This is a genomic window from Candidatus Accumulibacter sp. ACC007 (genome assembly GCF_907163205.1).
Taxonomy (GTDB): domain Bacteria; phylum Pseudomonadota; class Gammaproteobacteria; order Burkholderiales; family Rhodocyclaceae; genus Accumulibacter; species Accumulibacter regalis.
The window spans coordinates 1052069-1071715 of record NZ_CAJQUD010000001.1 but is presented as its reverse complement, the minus strand read 5'-3'; the positions used below and the strand labels follow the sequence as shown (position 1 = coordinate 1071715).

Annotated in this window: 14 protein-coding genes; 5 read left to right on the top strand and 9 right to left on the bottom strand. The window is 63.9% G+C overall.

The features are described from left to right. Window positions 1-134: 134 nt before the first annotated feature. The 8 genes from QZ634_RS04560 to QZ634_RS04525 all read right to left on the bottom strand — a co-directional run bounded on the left by QZ634_RS04560 (window position 135) and on the right by QZ634_RS04525 (window position 10084). Complete coding sequence (locus tag QZ634_RS04560; RefSeq protein WP_291985963.1) at window positions 135-1049, bottom strand: DMT family transporter; 915 nt, start codon at window positions 1047-1049, stop codon at window positions 135-137. Window positions 1050-1068: 19 nt separating this feature from the next. Beyond that, window positions 1069-1794 (bottom strand): ABC transporter ATP-binding protein, encoded by a 726-nt coding sequence (locus tag QZ634_RS04555; RefSeq protein WP_291866214.1) that lies wholly within the window; start codon window positions 1792-1794, stop codon window positions 1069-1071. Continuing rightward, the gene (locus tag QZ634_RS04550; RefSeq protein WP_291985960.1) at window positions 1794-2633 is read right to left on the bottom strand and encodes an ATP-binding cassette domain-containing protein; all 840 of its coding nucleotides are present in this window, start codon (window positions 2631-2633) and stop codon (window positions 1794-1796) included. Before QZ634_RS04550 ends, QZ634_RS04555 begins: the two co-directional genes overlap by 1 nt. Next, a complete protein-coding gene (gene livM, locus QZ634_RS04545; protein WP_291985958.1) occupies window positions 2630-3949 on the bottom strand; it encodes a high-affinity branched-chain amino acid ABC transporter permease LivM in 1320 nt (439 codons plus the stop codon). The genes QZ634_RS04550 and livM overlap by 4 nt, the downstream gene beginning before the upstream one ends. Next, entirely contained in the window at window positions 3949-4863 is a 915-nt protein-coding gene (locus QZ634_RS04540) for a branched-chain amino acid ABC transporter permease LivH (protein ID WP_291985956.1), read from the bottom strand. The genes livM and QZ634_RS04540 overlap by 1 nt, the downstream gene beginning before the upstream one ends. 109 nt (window positions 4864-4972) lie before the next feature. Next, window positions 4973-8122, bottom strand: a complete 3150-nt coding sequence (gene putA / locus QZ634_RS04535; RefSeq protein WP_291985955.1) for a bifunctional proline dehydrogenase/L-glutamate gamma-semialdehyde dehydrogenase PutA — start codon at window positions 8120-8122, stop codon at window positions 4973-4975. A gap of 169 nt (window positions 8123-8291) precedes the next feature. After that, window positions 8292-9389, bottom strand: coding sequence for a branched-chain amino acid ABC transporter substrate-binding protein (locus QZ634_RS04530; RefSeq protein WP_291985953.1), 1098 nt, complete (start codon window positions 9387-9389; stop codon window positions 8292-8294). Continuing rightward, window positions 9386-10084 carry a GntR family transcriptional regulator gene (locus QZ634_RS04525; protein ID WP_291985951.1) on the bottom strand — a complete coding sequence of 233 codons (699 nt, stop codon included), beginning with the start codon at window positions 10082-10084 and terminating at the stop codon, window positions 9386-9388. The genes QZ634_RS04530 and QZ634_RS04525 overlap by 4 nt, the downstream gene beginning before the upstream one ends. A gap of 131 nt (window positions 10085-10215) precedes the next feature. On the opposite strand from QZ634_RS04525, the gene QZ634_RS04520 reads away from it, so the two are divergent. Continuing rightward, on the top strand, window positions 10216-12462 hold the full coding sequence (locus QZ634_RS04520; RefSeq protein ID WP_291985950.1) for a YgiQ family radical SAM protein: 2247 nt from the start codon (window positions 10216-10218) through the stop codon (window positions 12460-12462). A gap of 75 nt (window positions 12463-12537) precedes the next feature. On the opposite strand, the gene QZ634_RS04515 is transcribed toward QZ634_RS04520, so the two are convergent. Beyond that, window positions 12538-12876, bottom strand: a complete 339-nt coding sequence (locus tag QZ634_RS04515; RefSeq protein WP_291985948.1) for a cupin — start codon at window positions 12874-12876, stop codon at window positions 12538-12540. A 260-nt stretch (window positions 12877-13136) separates the two neighbouring features. Here QZ634_RS04515 and QZ634_RS04510 point away from each other — a divergent pair, with 260 nt between their 5' ends. From QZ634_RS04510 to QZ634_RS04495, 4 genes are all read left to right on the top strand, one after another. After that, on the top strand, window positions 13137-14801 hold the full coding sequence (locus tag QZ634_RS04510) for a hypothetical protein (protein ID WP_291985947.1): 1665 nt from the start codon (window positions 13137-13139) through the stop codon (window positions 14799-14801). Between the two features lie 89 nt (window positions 14802-14890). Continuing rightward, window positions 14891-15691, top strand: coding sequence for an SDR family oxidoreductase (locus QZ634_RS04505; protein WP_291985945.1), 801 nt, complete (start codon window positions 14891-14893; stop codon window positions 15689-15691). Between the two features lie 661 nt (window positions 15692-16352). Next, the gene (locus tag QZ634_RS04500; protein ID WP_291985943.1) at window positions 16353-17666 is read left to right on the top strand and encodes a sugar ABC transporter substrate-binding protein; all 1314 of its coding nucleotides are present in this window, start codon (window positions 16353-16355) and stop codon (window positions 17664-17666) included. A gap of 174 nt (window positions 17667-17840) precedes the next feature. After that, window positions 17841-19601: a hypothetical protein gene (locus QZ634_RS04495; protein ID WP_291985942.1), complete on the top strand. Its 1761-nt coding sequence runs from the start codon at window positions 17841-17843 to the stop codon at window positions 19599-19601. The last annotated feature ends 46 nt before the right edge of the window (window positions 19602-19647 follow it).

Here is a 19647-nt window from a genome sequence, read left to right as displayed (position 1 = left end):
GCAACCACCTGATTTCAAGGCAAATGCTGCCGCCCTAGGAAAGAATACTCCTCATATTCCTGGACTCTGCATATCGCCGAATATGTAGTGCACCGCATATTCGGCGGTTCCGGCTTACACAGCCCCAAGCTGCCTCAGCGTCCTTCGCCGCGCGCGGCCAGATAGATCCCGAAAAGCAGCAGCACAAAGCCAATTCCCTGCACGAGAGCGAAGGCCTCAGCGAAAAATATCCAGGCCAGCGCCGCGCTGCCGACCGGTTCGCCGAGCGTGACCACGGCGATGAAGGTCGCGGAGACGTGTTTCAGCGACCAGTTGTACGCGGTATGACCGAGCAGCTGCGGGCCGAGCGCCATGCCCAGCGCGATCAGGTAGGCGGCGCCGGTGTAGCCGCCGAGCGGCGTGCCGCTCAACTGGCAGGCGACGAGCAGAAACAGCGAGGCGCTGCCGTAGGCCAGCCAGACGTAGGCGGGTAGCGGCAGGTTGGCGCGCAGGCGTCGCCCGATCAGCAGGTAGGCCGAAAAGCACCAGCTGCCGACGATGGCCAGGAAGTTGCCGAGCAACGGGTCGCTGCCGGCAACGCTGCTCTGGCTGTCGCTCCAGAAGATGAGCAGGCTGCCGGAAAGCGAGATGACGATGCCCAGGACCATCACCGCGCTCGGCTTCTCGCCGAAGAGCAGAAACGACGCAATGCCGACCCAGAGCAGGTTGGTGGTCACCAGCGCCGTGCTGCTGGCCACCGAGGTGTATTCGAGCGAAGTGATCCAGGTGGCGAAGTGCAGCGCCAGGAAGAAACCGGCGCCGCAGGTGAGCAGGCCCTGCCGCCGGCTCAGGGCGCGCAGCACGTGGCCCGATTGCAAAAGGGCAATCGGCGTGATGATCAGCGCCGCCAGTCCGAGGCGCAGCGTGGCGATGGCCAGCGACGGCAGGCCGTGGCCCTGCGCCAGGCGCGCCAGAATGGCGCCGAAGGAAATCGCCAGCAGCCCGATACCGAGGACCACGAAGGGCAGCCAGCGCGGCGGCGCTTCGCTCTCCTGTCCGCGTTCTTCCACGCCCCGCGTCCCGTGCCGGCTAGGCCGCAGTCTCCGTCTGGGCGCCCTCGAGATACGCGGCGCGTACTTCGGGACTGGCCAGCAGTTCGCTTCCTGTACCGGAGAGAATGATCTGGCCATGCTGCAGGACGTAGCCGCGATGCGCCACGCGCAGGGCGTGGTGCGCGTTCTGCTCGACGAGCAGGATGGTCATTCCGTGTTCGCGATTGAGCTCGCGAATGATCTGGAAGATCTTCTTGATGTACAGCGGCGCCAGGCCCAGCGACGGTTCGTCGAGGAGCAGCAGCTGCGGCCGGCTCATCAGCGCGCGGGCGATGGCCAGCATCTGCTGTTCGCCGCCGGAAAGCGTCCCGGCACTCTGCGTGCAGCGTTCTTCGAGAATCGGGAAGAGCGTGTACATGCGCTTCAGGTCCACGGCAAAGTTCATTTCTTCGCCGAGCACGGCGCCCATCTGCAGGTTCTCGAGAACGGTCATGCGCGGGAAGATGCGCCGCCCTTCGGGAACCAGTGCGATCCCGCGGCGCGCGATCTCGTGTGTCGGCAGGGCGGTGATGTCTTCGCCGTCGAAGACGATGCGTCCGGCCGAGGCGCGCGGCTGCCCGAAGATGGACATCATCAGCGTCGATTTGCCGGCGCCGTTGGCGCCGATCAGGGTCACCACCTCGCCGACCTGCACGGCAACGTCGACGCCGTGCAGGGCGTGAATGCTTCCATAGTGGGCATGGACACCCGACAGTTGCAGCATCATGGCGCAGCCTCCGCGTGCAGTTGTTCGTCGGCGTCGTCCTCGCCCAGGTAGGCCTTGATGACGTTGGGATCCTGCTGGATGTGCGTCGGCGTGCCTTCGGCGATCTTGCGCCCGTAATTGAGCACGCAGATGTGGTCCGAGACATTCATCACCACGCTCATGTCGTGCTCGATGAGCAGGATGGCGATTCCTTCGTCACCGGCGAGGTGCTTGAGCAGTTCGTTGAGTTCGGCCGATTCGCGCGGATTGAGGCCGGCGGCCGGCTCGTCGAGGCACAACAGCAGCGGGTCGACACACAGGGCGCGGGCGATTTCGATACGCCGCTGCATGCCGTAGGGCAGGTCGCCGGCGGCAGTATTGGCCTTGTCGATCAATTCCAGGCGCTTCAGCCAGCCAATGGCCTTGTCCATCGCCGCAGCTTCGGCGCGCCGGTAGCCGGCAAGGCCGAAGAGTCCGGCCAGCGAGAAACCCGACGCACGCTGCAAGGCGTTGTGCTGGGCCACCATCAGGTTTTCGAGGACGGTCATCTTCGGAAACAGGCGGATGTTCTGAAAGGTGCGCACGACCTGCGCCTTGTGCGCCACCTGGTGGCTGGGCAGCGCTTCGAGGCGCATCAGACCGCGCTTCGGGTGGTTCAGGCGGACACTGCCCTCGGTTGGCTTGTAGAAACCGGTCAGGCAGTTGAAGAAGGTCGTCTTGCCGGCGCCATTCGGTCCGATGACGCCGGTAATCTGACGCGCGGCGACATCGAGCGACATGTCGTCGATGGCCAGCAGGCCGCCGAAGCGCATGGTCAGGCGCTCGACGCTGAGCAGGGGAGCGGTGGCAGCGCTCATCTGCCTTCTCCGTCGGCGGCGTAGCGCAGCGTCGGCTCACGATGCGAGAGGATGCCGCCCGGCTTCCAGACCATGATCAGAACCATTGCCGCACCGAAAAGCAGCATGCGGTATTCGGCAAAGTCGCGCCCCAGCTCGGGCAGCAGGACCAGCACCAGCGACGCCAGAACGACACCGAGCTGGCTGCCCATGCCGCCGAGAACGACGATCGCCAGGATGATCGCCGACTCGCTGAAGGTGAAGGATTCCGGCGAGATGAAGCCCATTCGGGCGGCGAAGAAGACGCCCGCAAAACCGCCGAGCATGGCCCCGATGGCAAAGGCCGAGAGCTTGACGTTGCGGGCGTTGATGCCCATCGCCTTGCACGCGATCTCGTCTTCACGGATGGCTTCCCAGGCGCGCCCGATCGGCAGTTTGCGCATGCGCGAGACGAAGAGGTTGGTGAGCAATGCCAGCGCCAGGATCAGGTAATAGAGAAAGATCAGGCGATGGATGGGCGAATACTCGATACCGAAAAACGAGGCAAAGGTCGGATCGTCGCCGGGCGGCTTGAGCTCCAGACCGAAGAACGAGGGCCGCGGAATCGACGCAATCCCGTTCGGGCCACCGGAGAGCTCGGTCCAGTTCACCAGGATGACGCGGATGATCTCGCCGAAACCGAGCGTCACGATGGCCAGATAGTCGCCCCGCAGGCGCAGCGTCGGCCAGCCGAGGAGGACGCCGAAGAGTGCCGCCATGCCGCCGGCTACAGGGAGGGCCTGCCAGAAACCCCAGCCGAATTCCGTTCCCAGGATGGCATAGGTGTAGGCACCGACGGCGTAGAACGCAACGTAACCGAGGTCGAGCAGGCCGGCCAGCCCAACGACGACGTTCAGACCCCAGCCGAGCATGACGTAGATCAGCACCGTGGTCGCGGTGTCGACGACGTAACGGTTGTCGGCAAAGAAGATCGGCAGGGTCAGCGCGACGCCGAGCGCAGCCCAGGCGACCCAGGTGAGCAGCGGGCTGCCGGCGCGTCCTCTGCTCTCGGCCAGTGCCGCCGCGGCGGTCGCCGCGGCCGAGCGCTCGCGCGTCAGCTGGTGCGCCTTGAACTGGTCGATGCCGTAACGCAGCACCAGCCGGCCGGCGAAAGCGACGCCGACGAAGATGAACAGGGTCGGCCAGCGGGTGGCAATCTGCAGCGCGCCGCCACTATCGACGGTGGTCAGGCCGATCATCGGAATGCCCAGCAGCAGGGCAATGAAGGCAACTGCCGCGGCGTCCTTGAGACGCGTTGCCGGCGAGAGAGCGTGCGGAGCGAGGACGAAAGCGGCCATCAGACTTTCTCCACTTCAGGGCGGCCGAGTAGGCCGGAAGGGCGGAACATGAGTACCAGAATCAGGATGCTGAAGGTCGCCACGTCCTTGTATTCGGCGGACAGATAGGCCGCCCAGAAAGCTTCGATCAGGCCGATCAGCAGGCCGCCGAGCATGGCCCCGGGCAAGGAGCCGATGCCGCCGAGAACGGCCGCCGTAAAGGCCTTGATCCCGGCCACGAAGCCGATGAAGAAGTCGACCACTCCGTAATAGACGGTGACCATCACCCCGGCAACCGCGGCCAGCGCCGCGCCGAGCATGAAGGTCAGCGAAATCGTCCGGTCGACGTTGATGCCGAGCAGTGCAGTCATTGTCCGGTCCTGCTCGCAGGATCGTTGCTGTCGCCCGAACGATGTCTTTGTGATCAGCCAGGTGAAGCCGGCCATCAGCGCAACGGTGACGATGACGATGAGAATCTGCGTGTACGCCAGGCGGACGGTGAAGCCGTCGACGGTCATCAGATCGATGCCGCCGACGAGTACCGGCGGGATCGGCTTGACGCGCGCCCCCTGCGTCAGCTGCACCATGTTCTGCAGGAAGATCGACATGCCGATCGCCGAGATCAGCGGCGCCAGCCGCGTCGCCCCGCGCAGCGGCCGGTAGGCGATGCGCTCGACTGCCCAGCCATAGACCGAGGTGAACAGGACGGCGATGATCAGCACCAGCACCAGCGCCAGGGGCACCGAGCTGATGGCGAACGAAGCCAGCAGGGTGAACACGGTGACGGCGATGAAGGCACTGACCATGTAGATGTCGCCGTGCGCAAAGTTGATCATCCCGATGATGCCGTAGACCATCGTGTAACCGATGGCGATCAGGCCATAGACGGCGCCAAGCGTCAGGCCGTTGATCAGTTGCTGAAGTGCAAGAGCCATCACCTTCCTCCTTTGCTGCTGGCGCGAAATGCGCTGATTATTATCGTGTCGTCAGGTGTGGGCGCTCCTGCCGCTCCGGGTGTCACTCCGCTCTGGCCAGCGTCTTGAATCAGTCGTCACCCGCGTCCAGCGCCATCAAACTGGCGTTGCCGCCGGCGGCGGTGGTATCGACCGACAGCGTGCGTTCGCTGGCAAAACGGTAAAGGTAGTGCGGGCCGCCGGCCTTTGGTCCGGTACCGGACAGTCCCTCGCCGCCGAAGGGCTGTACGCCGACGACCGCCCCGATGACGTTGCGGTTGACGTAGGTGTTGCCGACGTGCAGGCGGGCGGTGATCCGCCGGACGGTGTCCTCGATGCGGCTGTGGATGCCCAGCGTCAGGCCGTAGCCGGTGCTGGCGATGGCGTCGCAGACCTTGTCGAGATCCTCGCCGCGCCAGCGGACGATGTGCAGGATTGGCCCGAAAATCTCGCGTTCGAGGCGCGACAGGCTGTCGATTTCGTAGGCGCACGGGGCAAAGAAGCTGCCGTGGCTGGTCGCCCGCTCGTCGAGCGCACAGGTGTAGAGCGGTTTGGCGAAGCTGTCCAGCCAGCTGGCGTGGGCGACCAGCACCTTGCGCGCGGCTTCGTCGATCACCGGGCCGACGTCGGTGCGCAGGTCGGCCGGGTCGCCGATGCGCAGTTCCTGCATGGCGCCGGCGAGCATGGTGCTGACGCGCTCGGCGATGTCCGCCTGGACGAAGAGCACGCGCAACGCCGAACAGCGCTGTCCGGCCGAATTGAACGCCGAGGCGACGACGTCGCGAACGATCTGTTCGGGCAGTGCCGACGAGTCGGCGATCAGCGCGTTCTGGCCGCCGGTTTCGGCAATCAGCGGCACCAGCGGACCATCCTTTCCTGCCAGCGTGCGGGCAATGATGCGCGCCACCTCGGTGGATCCGGTGAAGGCGACGCCGGCACACTCGCGAGCGGCGACCATCGCCGCTCCGACGCGGCCGTCGCCGGGCAGGAAGGCGAGTACATTCGCCGGGATGCCGGCGCTGTGCAGCATGCCCACGGCCAGGGCGGCGACCAGCGGCGTCTGCTCGGCGGGCTTGGCGAGCACCGTGTTGCCGGCGGCCAGCGCGGCGGCGACCTGGCCAACGAAAATGGCCAGCGGGAAGTTCCACGGGCTGATGCACACGAAAACGCCGCGGCCGTGCAGCGACAGGCTGTTGCGCTCGCCCGTCGGGCCGGGAAGCTCGATCGGCGCGGCGAATTTTTCCTTCGCCTGCGCGGCGTAGTAGCGGCAGAAATCGATCGCCTCGCGGACCTCGGAAACGGCGTCCACCTGGATCCGGCCGCCTTCGCGGACGATCAGCGCGACCAGTTCGGGCAGGCGCTCCTGCATCAGGTCGGCGGCAGCGTCGAGAGCGGCTGCGCGTGTCGCGGCAGGGGTGCTTTCCCAGGCCGGGAAAGCCGCCTGCGCGACGGCCATTGCGGTGCTGACGTCGGCGACGCTGGCCTCGATCACCTGGCCGACGACTTCGCGCTGGTTGGCCGGCGAACAGACCGGCCGACTGCTGGCGCCTGAACCCTGTTTGCCGCCAATCAGCGGCGCAGCGAGGTAGTTGACGGTTCGACTCTGCTGGATGGCCTGGTGCAGGTCCTGGAGTGCGGCTTTGTCGTTCATGTCCGGTCCTTCACTGTTGGCGCGTTCGGCACCGAAGAGTTCACGTGGCAGCGGGATGCGTGGCTGGCGTTTGACCGCCAGCGCGGCCAGCCTTTCGACCGGGTCGGCGATCAGCGAATCGATGGGCAACTCGGCGTCGGCGATACGGTTGACGAACGACGAGTTGGCACCATTCTCGAGCAGGCGACGAACGAGGTAGGCAAGCAGGTCTTCGTGACTGCCGACCGGGGCGTAGACGCGACACGGACGGTTCCACTTCTTGGCTCCGACGATCTGGTCGTAAAGTTCTTCGCCCATGCCGTGCAGGCGCTGATACTCCCATTCGTCGCTGCCACCGGAGCTGATCGCGATTTCGGCGACCGCCGCCAGGGTGTGCGCGTTGTGCGTCGCGAACGCCGGGTAGAAAGCCTGCGGGTCGGCAAACAGACGCCTGGCACAGGCCAGGTAGGAGACGTCGCTGGTTACCTTGCGCGTAAAGACAGGGTAGTCGGCGTGGCCACGCTCCTGCGCGATCTTGATCTCGGCGTCCCAGTAGGCGCCCTTGCACAGGCGTACCAGCAAGCGCCGCTGGCCGCGGTGCGCAAGGTCGGCGAGCCAGTCGAGCAGGGGCAGGGCACGTTTCTGATAGGCCTGGATGGCCAGGCCGAGGCCGTTCCAGCCGACCAGCTCGTGATCGGTGGCCAGCGCTTCGATCAGGCCCATCGACAGTTCGAGGCGCTCGGCTTCCTCGGCGTCGATGGTCAGGCCGATATTCCTGGCCTTGGCCCTGACCGCCAGCGCCTTGATGGCCGGCAACAGCTCGCGGCGCACGCGCTCCTCGTTGGCGACATCGTAGCGCGGGTGCAGTGCCGAGAGCTTGATCGAGATCGACGGCGCGATGAACGGCGGCTGGCCGCTGGCCGCGTCACCGATGGCGGCGATCGCCTTGCTGTACGAATCGAAGTAGCGCAGCGCGTCGGCGCTGGTACGTGCGGCCTCGCCGAGCATGTCGTACGAGTGCCGGTAGCCGGCTTTTTCGGCGCCGCGCGCGCGCTCCAGTGCTTCATGGATATTCCGCCCCATGACGAACTGCTTGCCGAGAATGCGCATCGCGGTGCTCACCGCCTGGCGGATCACCGGTTCGCCGGTACGCGATACCAGGCGCTTGAGAATGCCGCTGACGCTGCGCTGCGCGGTGTCGAGGTTGACGATCTGGCCGGTGAGCATCAACGCCCAGGTACCGGCATTGACGAAAGTGCTGTGCGAGGCGCCGAGTCGTTTCTGCCACTCGGTGCTGCCGATCTTGTCGCGAATCAGGCGATCGACGGTATCTGCGTCGGGGATGCGCAGCAGCGCTTCGGCCAGGCACATCAGCACCACGCCTTCGCGGGAGGAGAGGTCGTAGGTGGTCAGGAAGGCGTCGATGCCGCCGGTTTTCAGGCGCCGGTCACGAACCGTCTGGACCAGCGGCGTCGCCCGTTGGCGGATGCCCTCCTGTTCGGAATGGGTGAAGCGTGCCTTGGCGATCAGTTCCTCAACGAGCGTTTCCTCATCGATGCGGTGATAGTCACGCAGACGCTGGCGTAGTGCTTGGGGTGTGGCCACGCTCATCCTGCCTCCCGGTCGATGCGACCCGGCACGCTCACTCCGTGTCGCGTCGCGTTGTCGAAATGTCCGCCGTGTTCAGTATCGGGGCGGACGCCGTCAGTCGTTCTCACTGCGGGCAGGGTGCCGGGCGGCAATGCCGCCCGACGCGCCTGCCTTGCCTGCTGTCCCTCGCTTACTTCTTCACGTAGTCGTACTTGCCACCTTGCCACTGATAGACCATGAAGCCGGGCAGTTTGTTGTCACCCTTGGCGTCGAAGCTCAGTTTGCCGATCACCGTGTCGAAGCTGCCTGAACGCAGAGCCTTTTCCATATCCTTGTACTTGGTGCTCTTGGCGGCGTTGGCGGCGTCGGCGAACAACTGCATGGCCGCATAGGCGTACATCACGTAGCCCTCGGGCTCGACCTTGGCGTCACGGAATTTCTTGACGACGGCGGCGGCAGAAGGGTTCTTGCGCGGATCCGGCGCAAAGGTAAAGAAGACGTTGTCGGCGGCCGGGCCGGCAGCGGTCACCAGTTCGGAGTTGGTCATCGTGTCACCACCCATCACCGTCAGCTTCAGGCCCGCCTGCTGTGCCTGGCGCAGGATCAGCGCCACTTCGGTGTGGTAGCCACCGAAGGCCATCACCCCAACGCCGGCCGACTTGAGCTTGCTGACCAGGCCCGAATAGTCTTTTTCACCGGCAGTGATCGATTCGCGCAGCGCTGGCTTGACGCCCTTGGCTTCCATGGCCTTGGCGATTTCGTCGGCGAGGCCCTTGCCGTAGGCGCTCTTGTCGTCGACCACGGCGATCTTCTGGCCCTTGAAGTGCTCGGCCAGGAAGGTACCGGCGACCAGGCCCTGCTGGTCATCCCGACCCATGATGCGGAAGATGTTCTTCAGGCCGCGCTCGGTGACCTGCGGGTTGGTCGACACCGTGGCCATCGGAATCTGCGACTCGTTGTACACGTCGGACGCCGGGATCGTCGAACTCGAACACCAGTGCCCGTGCATGAAGACGATCTGCTTGTTGACCATCGTGTTGGCCACTGAAACAGCCTGCTTCGGGTCGCAGGCGTCGTCGCCGACTTCCAGTTGCAGCTTCTGGCCGAGGACGCCGCCCTTGGCGTTGATGTCGGCGATGGCCATTTCGGCCCCCTTGCGGATCTGGTCACCCGCCGACGCGTACTGACCGGTCATCGGGCCGGCAATGGCCACCAGAATGTCGGCGTAAGCGCTGCCGCCGGCGAGAGCCAGCAGACTGAAGCTGGCCGTCAGGATCGACTTTCTCATTTGTTTCCTCCTTTGCTACGGTGGTAATTCAGGTGATGGACAAGTGACGCACCCGCATCGAGCACGTGTGCCCGCGTGAGTTCTGCCGCCGCGTCCGGGTCCCGGCGGACAAACGCGTCGAGAATCTCGGCGTGTTCGTGCAGGGTCTTGGGCAGTTCGGTGGTGATCGACAAGAGCGCGCGCACGTAGCGTTCGACCTTGTTGTACAGCGATCGGATTTCAGCCAGCAGGATCGGTCGCTCGGCTGCAGCGTAGAGCGTCGAATGGAACAGCCAGTTCAATTCGCCCCAGCGGCCGGCGTCGGTGGCCAGCGCAAAACCCTCAAGATGCTGGCGCGCGCTGGCGATGGCCCGTTCGTCGATCAGCGGCGCCGACAGGCGCGCCGCGCGCGCTTCGAGCATGGCCCTGATTTCCATGTATTCGCCGATCTCGTCAGCCGACAGCGAGGCGACCACGACACCCCGGTTGGGCAGGAAGGTCACCAGGCCTTTGGCCTCGAGGTGCTTCAACGCTTCGCGGACGGGGATCTTGCTGACGTGAAAGTGGCTGGCGATTTCGTCCTGGCGGAGCATCTCGCCGGCCGGCAGCACACCGTCGACGATCGCTTTCTTGAGCATCTGCACCACATGATCCGACGCGCTCAGGCGCGGGATCTTCTCGGCGGTAATCAGTTCAAGCGCTGACGGAATAGGCAATGAGGAAGCCTCCGAATATCGTATACGATATAAACGTTCCCGTTCAAGCTAGCGGCAGATTCTCCGGATAGCAAGCTGCAGTGCAGCAATTCGATGGTGACCCGGGAAGCTTGCTGTAGAATCGCGTGCCCATGAACACTGTCAGCATCGACGCGTCGCGCAGCGCACCCCGCAATCTCTTTGCGTACCGGAAATTCTGGGCCAGCCGTTTCGGCAGCGCGCCCTTCCTGCCGATGTCGCGGGCCGAGATGGACGAGCTCGGCTGGGACTCCTGCGACATCATCCTGGTCACCGGCGACGCGTATATCGACCACCCGAGTTTCGGCATGGCGCTGATTGGCCGCCTGCTCGAAGCGCAGGGCTTTCGCGTCGGCATCATCAGCCAGCCGCACTGGCTGTCGGCGAGGGCTTTCCAGGCGCTCGGCAGGCCGAATCTGTTCTTCGGCGTGACGGCCGGCAACATGGATTCCATGGTCAATCGCTACACCGCCGACCGCAAGCCGCGTTCCGACGACGCCTACACGGCCAACGCCGAGCCGCACCGCCGCCCCGATCACGCGGTGGTCGTCTATGCGCAGCGCTGTCGCGAGGCCTTCCCGGGGGCCAACGTGGTGATCGGCTCGATCGAAGCCAGCCTGCGCCGAATCGCTCACTACGATTACTGGTCGGACAAGGTACGCCGCTCGGTGCTGCCGGATTCGAAAGCCGATCTGCTCATCTTCGGCAGCGCCGAGCGGGCGATCGTCGAGCTGGCGCATCGCCTGGCCGCCGGTGAGAATATCGCCGACATCCGCGACCTGCGCGGGACCGGATTCATGGCCCCACGCGGCTGGTTGCCGGGCAGCGACTGGGCCGAGATCGATTCCTCCGAAGTCGACACCCCGGGGACGCTGATCCGCCATCCCGACCCCTACGCGATGACTCCGGAGCCCGGCAAGGAGGCGGTGTGTGCGTCGAAATCGGAAAACTCCGCAAGCCCGGCGAGCGCTGCGCACTCGGCCGGCAGCGTCGGCGAGCCGCGCACGCAGGTGATCAAGATGCAGTTCCAGCGGCATCAGCGCATGCCCAGGCTCGAGCGCACGCGAACCGCCATCCGCCTGCCGTCGTACGAGCAGGTCGTCGCCGATCCGGTACTTTATGCGCACGCCTCGCGAACTTTCCACGTCGAATCGAATCCGGGCAATGCCCGGGCGTTGATCCAGGCGCACGGCGAGCGCGACGTGTGGCTCAATCCGCCACCGATTCCGTTGACCACGCCGGAAATGGACGGCGTCTTCGCCTCGCCGTTCCAGCGCCGGCCGCACCCCGCGTACGGCGACGCCAAGATCCCGGCTTTCGAGATGATCCGCTTCTCGATCAACATCATGCGCGGCTGCTTCGGGGGCTGCACCTTCTGCTCGATCACCGAGCACGAGGGGCGCATCATCCAGAGCCGTTCCGAGGAATCGATCCTGCACGAGATCGAGGAGATCCGCGACAGGACGCCCGGCTTCACGGGCATCATTTCCGACCTCGGCGGGCCAACCGCCAACATGTACCGGCTGGCGTGCAAGGACCCGAAGATCGAGTCCTCGTGTCGTCGCCTGTCGTGCGTCTTTCCGGGTATCTGCGAGAACCTGAACACCGATCACACGCCGCTGGTAAATCTCTACCGCAAGGCGCGGGCGATTCCCGGGGTGAAGAAGGTCCTGATCAGTTCCGGTCTGCGCTACGACCTCGCCGTGCGCGATCCGCAATACGTCAAGGAACTGGTCAGCCATCACGTCGGCGGCTACCTCAAGATCGCCCCCGAGCACACCGAAGAGGGGCCGCTGGCGCATATGATGAAGCCGGGCATGGGTTCCTACGAGCAGTTCAGGGTGATGTTCGAGAAGTTCTCGAAAGAGGCGGGCAAGGAGCAATACCTGATCCCCTACTTCATCGCCGCGCATCCGGGAACCACCGACCACGACATGCTGAACCTGGCGCTGTGGCTGAAGCGGAACAAGTTTCGTCTTGACCAGGTGCAGACTTTTCTGCCGACGCCGATGGCACTGGCCACGGCGATGTACCACAGCGAGAAGAACCCGCTGGCCAGGGTCGGGCGCGCGTCGGCCGGCGTCGAAACCGTTCGCAACGCGCGCCAGCGCCGCCTGCACAAGGCTTTTCTACGCTATCACGACGCCAACAACTGGCCCCTGCTGCGCGAGGCGCTGAAGCAGATGGGCCGCGCCGACCTGATCGGCAACGGCCGGCACCAGTTGGTCCCGAGCTTTCAGCCGCCGGGAACCGGGACGCGGCGGGCACCCGCGTCCGCCGACGTCAAGACCGTCGCGCGTTCGCCTGTGCGGGCAGGGGTGAGGACTGCGCCGGTCGGCGCTCGCTCGCGCAAGCGCTGATTCGCCTCGCCGCGAAGACTCGACAAGCGACGCCGGAGGTCTGGCGCGCACGCGTCCAGCCTGGCCTGCCCGCGATCAGACGGGGAGGGCGGGCAATTCGTAGTGGACCGCCAGCCAGATCGTCGCCTTTCCGGGTAGCGTCCAGTCAACCCGATGCCGGCGCCGCGGCGCGATGTTCACGCAATCCCCCGCCTTGAGGTGCTCGGCCTGTGGCGGGTCTTCGAAGCGCAACAGGGCCTCCCCCTGAAGCAGCACGATCCACTCTCCGAGCGCCTGTTCGTACCAGAAACCCGGCGCGCTTGCCTGGCCGGTCGACACGATGCGTTCGATCCTGAGGCCCGGTCGGGCAAGCAGTTCGAGAAACTGTTCGTCGGGCGATGAGTCTGGCGGCAGTTCGGCGAAGATGTTCTTCATCCCGGGGGGGGGGTCGCGGAAAACAGGAAATTCTACGCCAAGTTCCGGCCGACGGCCGGAGCGCCCTGAATGCCCCGACGGCGGCTGTCGCTCTATTCTGTCGAAAAACCCGGGGGCCATCGATCGCTCTGGAACGGATGTACGGATGCTGATCATCGCCTACCGCTACGGCACTGGCGGCGATGCCATTGACGTCCTGACGGCAAGGACCTAGCATGGCCGGCCGGCTGCTTCCGGCGATTGCTCTTCCGGAGACGCCCATGGACGTGGCGACAAACGACGCAGACCAGCGGGTCCGCCATTTCCGGCAGATCCTGATGTGGCCCTTGCAACTGATGCCGCTGGCCGAGGGCGGACCTTTCCAGAACCATAGTCAGTTGCTCGATCGTATCGACGCTGACAACCCGTGGCGGGAACTGGCCGACGAATTCAGCGGCGACCCCGAGCAGTTTCACGAACGCCATTACAGCGAGTTCGTGACCTTCCTGCCTCACGTCCAGCGCTTCCTCTACGGCGAAGGCGGGGGTCAGATGGGGAGCAGTTCGCGCCACGGCGAATCGCCGATACGCATTTTCCGTCGCCATGACGTGGCCAAAGTGCGCATGCACTACAAGGACCGCGAGCAGCCGATCGATTTCGACATCGCCCACCTCGACCTCTATTTCTTCTACGACATCGAGGTCCTCATCCTGGTCGTCGAGATCTTCGCCGACGACCTCGAACTGCGGCAGGTGCACGACACCCTGTACCGCTTCGGGCGGGCCTATCCACCGTCCTGGGACGACGATGGCAGCGGTAGCCACTGCCTGAAACGCAGCGAATGGATCGCGCCGGACGGCCGGCTGCTGGCTGCTTCGGACTACGAGGAACGCAGCAAGTACCTCACCTTCGTCTCGCGCTTCCGCGCCCCGTGCATCTCGTCGCACTGGGAGTTCCTGCTCCGGCCACTGGTGCTGCACCACTCGGACGAGGAAGGCCTGGTCCGCTACCGGCAGATCGAGTATCACCGCATGCCGCTTCTCGCCTACCTGGCGATGGACGACCCGCGCGCGCTCAGCCGTGACGACTTCGCGCGCCTGGTGCTGGTCACCGGACCAGGGAAGATTGGCGCACCGCCCGCGTCCGAGCTGCCGCTCGACGATTTCGAAGCACGCTATTGCTACGACCGCTACTGGCACCCGCACGCCGAGCATCCAGGGAGCCGGCAGCTCTCCTGCGGGCACGCGGTCATCATGGTTGGCAGCACCCGCGACGCCTACTTCAGCGGCCTGGAGAACGGTCTGCTCGGGCAGTTTCGGCACCAGTTCTTCCTCCTCGCCCTGATCCCGCACTTTCACAAGGCCGCCTTGCTGATGCTCTCCGACCGCCTGGTGACGGCGCTCAATCACCTCCGCATCGGCCAGCCCGAATCGGTCAAGGAATTCAAGCGTGCCATTCGGCAGATCCTCGAAGTCTTCCTGCGCTTCACCCATCGCTACTGGTTCTACGAGATTTCCGACCAGGCACAGGCCCGCTCGATGTTCAAGCTGACCAGGGAGCACCTGGGCACCGAGCGCCTGTATAGCGAATTGCGCGAGGAAATCCAGGACATGAGCCAGTACCTCGACAGCGACAGCCTGCGCCGGCAGTCCAATACGGTCGTCCGCCTGACCGTGGTGACCACCGCCGGCCTGATTGCCACGATCACCACCGGCGTCCTCGGAATGAACCTGCTCGACGCGACGCACGCTCCCTTCGCCGAGCGACTGGCGCTGTTTGCGCTGGTCGCCGTGCCGTCGGCGCTGCTCATCGGTTTCGCCATCGTCAAGTCGAAGGCGCTCTCGGAGTTTCTCGAAGCGCTGTCCGACGAACGTCTCTCGCCGCGCGCCAAACTTGCCACGCTGACGGCCGTCTGGCGACGCCCACGCCCACCCGACGGCGGCTGAGCGGCGGCGATGGCGTCGCAAGCTCCACACTACCCGCATTCCGTTGATCATCGTCCTGGCTCGATTGAGCCTTGTCCGAGGGGCTCTAAATGAACAGCGTACCGGCAAAGATACTTCTCACTGGCGCGACAGGTGGCATCGGCCGAGCAGTCGCCGAGCGCTTGGCGAGCGCTGGATACTCGCTCGTTCTTGCGGCTCGCAACGCCGACAAGCTACAGGCGCTCGCCTCTGAGTTGGGGCGCCTCTTTCCCGATGCCGGCGTCTACACTTGGATCAGCGTCGACATGACACGTGACGACTCCGTCGAGTCATTTTCGACCGAGATCACTGCGAGAAGCCTGGTCCTGGATGGCGCGGTCTTGATGCCACCGCAAGATTCGCCCACGAACGACCCCCTTCCAAGTAGCGATAGATGGCGCGAGGTTCTGCAGAACAGCTTTATCGGGCCGCTGGCATTGCTCAAAGCGGCCATCGCGACGATGCAGCCCGACCCTGCGAACGGCAAGCGATGCAAGATCGTCATCATCTCGGGTATGTCCTCAGTCCAGGTCTTGGGCCACTACGCCTCCAGTAACGTCATCCGCTGCGCCTGGCTGGCCGAGGCCAAGACGCTGGCCTTCGCGCTGGGTGAACGAGGCGTCCACGTGAACACGCTTTCCCTCGGCGGCACGCTCACGCCGGGTTACGCAGCCTCGCTCGAGCGGCGAGCCGCCAGCGCCGGAGTGAGTGTCGAGCAGCGTCTTGCCGATGAAACAGACAACATTCCCTTGAAGAAGTATGGGTCGCCAAAAGAGGTTGCCGCCGCGGTTGAAGGATTACTTTCAGCGCTCTCGGATCACATGACCGGGGTAAACATCTTGCACGACGGCGGATTCACCAGAGCCTACTGATGGCACGCCTGCACGCATCTGCCGATTGGCTAGCCGAATCTGAAGCTTGGGCGACGCCGAACCCCGTGTTCCAGCCGACTGCCTGCCGTGCGCGCGAGGGATGACTGAGCGCCCGTTGTGGGGTGACATGGCGACGTTTTCGACAGTTGGCGGTTACTGCAGATTGGCCAGAGCCGAGATGGCCGCCGCTCGATGCAGCGGCTCGTTCAATGGCCGCTTTATGGAAGGCCTTTTGTCAAAGGTGAATTCGGCGGGTACCGGCCAACAACAGTCATAGCGTCACGGAAGAATATGCGGGCTCGAACGACGGGTTACTGATCAGGAACCTGTCGCTTGCCCCTACCGCACTTGGCCCGGTGGCTCTTCGTAGACGAGCTGTACCACGTGGCCGGCGTTGTCCGGCAGGGCTGCACGGCAGGCTAGCGGTAACAACGAATGCCCGTGGGTCATGGAGCTCGAGGATCGACGCGTGCGAGGCGTCGGAAGCAGCAGCACCGACCGCACCCGGTGTAGGCGCAGTTTCCGCCGGTCCTCTCTCAGTTCGGTGTATCAGCTTTCAATCGTCAGCCTGAGTCAATTTGCAAGTGCTGCTTACAGACGTAGAATGGAACAAGCAGACTCAAAAGCACCTTAGACACCTTAAGCAGCGAGGGGGGCGGGAATGACCATTCGAATTGCGGCCGCGTTGACGGCGGCGACCTTACTCGCCTGCTCAGCGTTGGCGATCGCCGAAACCACGGTCACCATCGCCACCGTCAATAACGGCGACATGATCCGGATGCAGGGGCTCTCGGAGGCGTTCGAGAAAGCTCATCCCGAGATCAAACTCGACTGGGTGGTACTGGAAGAGAACGTGCTACGCCAGCGCGTCACTACTGACATTGCCACCAAAGGCGGGCAGTTCGACGTGCTGACAATTGGCACCTACGAGGCCCCCATCTGGGCTGAGCGAGGGTGGCTGGTGACGCTCGACGATTTGCCGGCGGACTACGACGCCGATGATATCCTGCCGCCGATCCGCGAGGGCCTGTCGTTCAAGGGCAAGATGTACGCCGTGCCGTTTTACGGCGAGTCTGCGTTCACCATGTACCGCACCGATCTGTTCAAGAAAGCTGGGCTCGAGATGCCCGAAAAGCCCACCTGGGATTTCATCAAGGAAGCTGCCCGCAAGCTGGCCGACAAAGGCAATGAGGTTTATGGCATCTGTCTGCGTGGCAAGCCGGGCTGGGGCGACAACATGGCGTTCCTGACTGCCATGGCCAACTCCTACGGGGCTCGCTGGTTCGATATGAACTGGAAACCTCAGTTCGACGGTGAAGCCTGGAAGGCGACGATCACCGACTACGTCGAACTGATGAACGAAGTCGGCCCGCCACATGCCGCAGCCAATGGCTACAAGGAAAACCTGGCCCTGTTCCGGGCAGGCAAGTGCGCGATCTGGATTGACGCGACCGCGGCAGGCCCGTTCGTGACCAACGCGGAGTCTGCTGTGGCCAAACGCGTGGGCTTCGCGCTCGCCCCGGACAAGGGGCTTGGCAAGAGCGCAAATTGGCTCTGGGCCTGGGCGCTGGCAATTCCCGAGGGTTCCCACAACAAGGAGGCGGCGAAGAAGTTCGTGGCCTGGGCCACTTCGAAGCACTACCTGGAACTGGTCGCCTCGAAGGAAGGCTGGTCAAACGTGCCGCCGGGCACCCGCAGGTCGCTCTATGAGAACCCGGCGTATCTCGACGCGGCGCCCTTTGCCAGGATAACGCTGGCGTCGATCCAGGCCGCCGATCCGAACCACCCGACCGTCGAACCCGTGCCCTATACCGGAATGCAGTTTGTCGGGATCCCGGAGTTCCAGAGCATCGGCACCGCGGTGGGTAACCGCTTCGCAGCGGCGCTGTCGGGAGCGATCCCGATCGATGAAGCGCTTGGCAACGCCCAGTGGGTGACCGGGAAGGTCATTGAGCGCGCCCGCTTCCTCAAATAGAGGTCATTCCGCTCAATGGAAGCCCCCCGCGATCCCCCCCGCCAAGCTCACTCGGCATGTCCGGATGCGGACGGTGGGCGATAGTTGACCGCCCGTTTGACCGCCCATTGCTTCTGCAAACAAGTTTTCCGTTAATTGGAACGACGTAAGACAACAGTCGTAGGGGAGCGAAAAATGACCAATAGCGCCTTCGATCCAGGGCAGTCGATAGCAGACATGGATGACGAGCAGCTTCCGATTCCACGGCACAAACTCCATGGGTGGGGGCACTTTGCCGGCTTGTATGCCGCCGAACACGTTGCCGCGACGGAATTCGTGATCGGCGCCACCTTTGTGGCACTGGGTGCGGGGATATGGGACATTCTCATCGGTCTGATGATCGGCAACACGCTGGCCGTTCTGAGCTTTACGCTGATCACGTCGCCGATCGCCGTTGATACGCGCTTGAGTCTTTATACCTATCTGAACCGCATTGCCGGTGACTCGATGTCGCGCCTCTACAACGTGGCCAATATCTTGATCTTCGGCGTCATATCGGCGGCCATGATCACCGTGTCGGCAACGGCTGTCAGAGCATTGTTCGATATTCCCCCACAGGTACATCCGTATCCGACGAGTGTGCTGTTCGTCATCGTGGCCGTCGCGGTTGCGGTCATCGTGGTTTTGGTGGCGGTCTTCGGATTCAATGCGGTCACCGAATTCGCCAGCATCTGCGCACCATGGCTGATGGTGATGTTCACCGTCGGCGGCATGGTTCTGCTGCCCGCGCTCTCGGAATTCATTACCGGTTACACCACCCTGACCAGCTTTTCCGATTTCGTGCAGATCGCCGGAGCAACCGTCTGGACGGGACTAAACGCCGAGGGAAAGCCGGGCATCGGGATGCTGGAGGTGGCCGGCTTCGCCTGGGCCGCGAACACCTTCTCACACTTCGGTCTGATTGACATGGCGCTGCTCCGCTATGCCAAGAAGAAAAGTTATGGTCTGGCGACCAGTACGGGAATGATGTTCGGACACTACGTCGCCTGGATTTCCGCCGGACTCATGGGCGCGGCGACCGCGGCGATGACGAAATCCAGCATCATGGTGGTCGATCCGGGCGAAGTGGCCTTTTATGCCCTGGGCGCATCGGGGTTTGTGATCGTGGTCGTTGCCGGGTGGACAACGGCCAATGCGAACCTCTACCGCGCCGGTCTGGCCGCGCAGGCCGTGTTTCCCGAAGTGCCCAGGACGAAGGTCACGATGCTCGTTGGACTGGCTGTCGTGGTCGCGAGTGCCTTCCCGTTCATTTACCAAAGCATGCTTCCCCTTTTGACCTATGCAGGCCTCCTTCTCGTGCCGGTGGGCGGTATCGTCTTCGCCGAACACCATATTTTCCCGAGAATCGGATTTACCCGCTACTGGGCTCGCTACAAGGGCCTGCAGTACAGCGTCCCGGCTATCGGCACATGGGCGCTCTCGCTGGTGTTCGGTTTCGGTCTGGACGCGCTCAACATCATTCCGTTCTACTACCTGTTCCTGCCCACCTGGTTCGTCTCGATTGCCACCTATATCGTGTTGGCGAAGAAATACGGTGCGTCTGAAAGCTATCCTGAGGGCGAGCAAGCGGAGCGGGTGTTCCAGGAGAGGGTCGCCGAATTTCATGCGCAACAAGCGGCAACCGAGAGTCACGAGCCCGTCAAAGACACCTCCATTCTTTCAAAAGTGATCAAGGCGATCTACATCATCATTGGCCTGGCAGTTCCATTTGTTCTCGCCTGGAGGGTTCTGTTCAACAGCCCTGACATCTACGTCTACTATGTCAATCTGGAGCGGTTCTACGACGTAAGCATATGGTGCACGGTCATCTACTTTGCCTTCGCCTATTGGGATTTGAAGCGTTCGAAGGCGCTTCAGAGATCCGCGATGCCGGCGGCGGCAGGGTCCGCAGTTTAAGGACGGGTGGCCACCGCGACGGCGATGGGGTGACGCCACACCGGCG